Annotated in this window: 1 protein-coding gene and 1 pseudogene; both read right to left on the bottom strand. The window is 41.4% G+C overall.

Annotated features, from left to right (window positions below):
* Positions 1–560, bottom strand: a pseudogene (locus LI112_RS17685) (hypothetical protein); the annotation flags it as partial.
* A 50-nt stretch (positions 561–610) separates the two neighbouring features.
* Complete coding sequence (locus LI112_RS17680; protein WP_005421773.1) at positions 611–1612, bottom strand: response regulator transcription factor; 1002 nt, start codon at positions 1610–1612, stop codon at positions 611–613.
* Positions 1613–1859: the final 247 nt, after the last annotated feature.

The following is a 1859-nucleotide window of genomic DNA, read 5'->3' as shown; positions in this document are numbered from 1 at the left end:
GTGTGACTGCTGTCATTCTTGCAGACATAGGTACGAACGCCGTCTGTAGTGCAGGCGGCCGCTGTCGTCACAGAACTTTCGTAGTTGTGTTCTGTAGCAGGGATCGGCTCGGTGTAGGTGTGACTGCTGTCATTCTTGCAGACATAGGTACGAACGCCGTCTGTAGTGCAGGTAGGTTCGATAGTCACGGTGCTTTCGTAAGCATGTCCACGTGGATTGGATGTCCCACCGCAAACTGTGCAAGTCTGTCCGCTTGTGCAAGTTGCCGTTCCACTCCAATTATGCTCAGAGCGTGGCTTCGCAACAAAAGAACCACATTCTTGGCAATAACCAGACCTCTGATGAAATTGCGCGTTTAAATATTCATAGTTACTATAGTCTATATCTACCTCTTTACCACAAATATCGCAGTAGGCTGTATCTGCATATGCCGTTGTTGGCAGCATCATTAGAACCATGAACAGCGTAAGCAGGACGCTCAAAAATCTTTTTTTCATATAGTTTCCTCCCAATAAACATCGAATTTTGCTGGTAATTTCTGTATATAAAGATTTTATCATGTTGACTGCTTCCGTGTAATCTCCGTTTCACCTCGAAAAAGTATATTTTGCTATTTCAGCATATACTTTTTCAGTTCATCCCTCTTTTTTATATTCAGCTTCACATAAATCCTGCTCAGATAAGTTTTAACCGTATTAGGTGAAAATCCCAGATAATCTGCAATTTCCTGGTTATTCCAGTCACGGCTTGCCAGCATGGCAATCGAGAATTCTACCGTGGATAATGCATCTGTTACGAAATTCTCTGACATTGGATTGTGGATTGCCATCCATCCTCTGCTAAAACTGATAACCTTATCCGATAATTTGTTATATAGTTTTGAATCTTCCTTACGGATACATGACTCCAGAAGTCCCTGCAGCAAACCATGATGTTCAATAAAGGGTTCCAGGAATTCGTCTTCTTTCGCCATATTCCATGCCAGCATCAATGCGTCTTTTGCTTTCTGCTGATGTTTCAGATTCATCTGGCACATTGCCATCATGCAATACAGATAAATCATACTAATCGGATAGGTGCCGTCCCTGAACATGAATGCTGCCTCACAAATTCCAAGCGCTCTGCCGTACTCCCCTTTCAAATACGCCATATGAGCTATCACATAGGCAGAAAACATCTTAATTCCAGGAGGCAGTGCAGCTGCATAAAATTCCACATCCGGAAGTTCATCTACCGGAAGATGCAAAAGTACGGAAGACATATATCCTGCAAATACACTAATTGCTTTATCCTCCGCAGACGAAGAATATTTCATTTCTTTTTCAAGACATTCCCGAATCTCCCATATCCCTTTTCTGGATGCCACGGCTCTGCCAAGTGTCAGATTCGAATATACATATAACAGGCAGGAAGACATCTTAAGCTTTATATTATGGCTCATCAGGTAACGTTCTGCTATATGGCTGCATTTCTCCGCCTGCCCGGTAAAATAATAATATTCAGCACGTGCAATTTTCTGAAAATCCCTGTCTTCAAAACCGGCTACCGTCCTTTTCGCCTCACCCGGCTGAAATGATGCATTGATCAGCGGCAGGATGGTATACTCACTCATGATCGTGCACCTCCAACAGCTTCTATATTCGACATAAGATCAACTCCTCCCGATTCTCAGGTCTTATTGTTTCAGTATCTGTAACACCTGAATTCATAAGTAAAACCGCCCGAAATAATAAATGCTTACTTTTATTATATAATTTTGTGAGGACAAAGAAAAGTTTACAGTTAAAAAAAGAAAAAATAGTTTGCATTAAAGCAAAACCAATGAAATTTTATTCAAAGGCTGTGCTTTAAGTTTAATT

The organism is Blautia sp. 210820-DFI.6.14 (assembly GCF_020558815.1).
Taxonomy (GTDB): Bacteria; Bacillota; Clostridia; order Lachnospirales; family Lachnospiraceae; genus Blautia_A; species Blautia_A obeum.
This window is presented reverse-complemented; position numbering and strand designations above follow the sequence as displayed.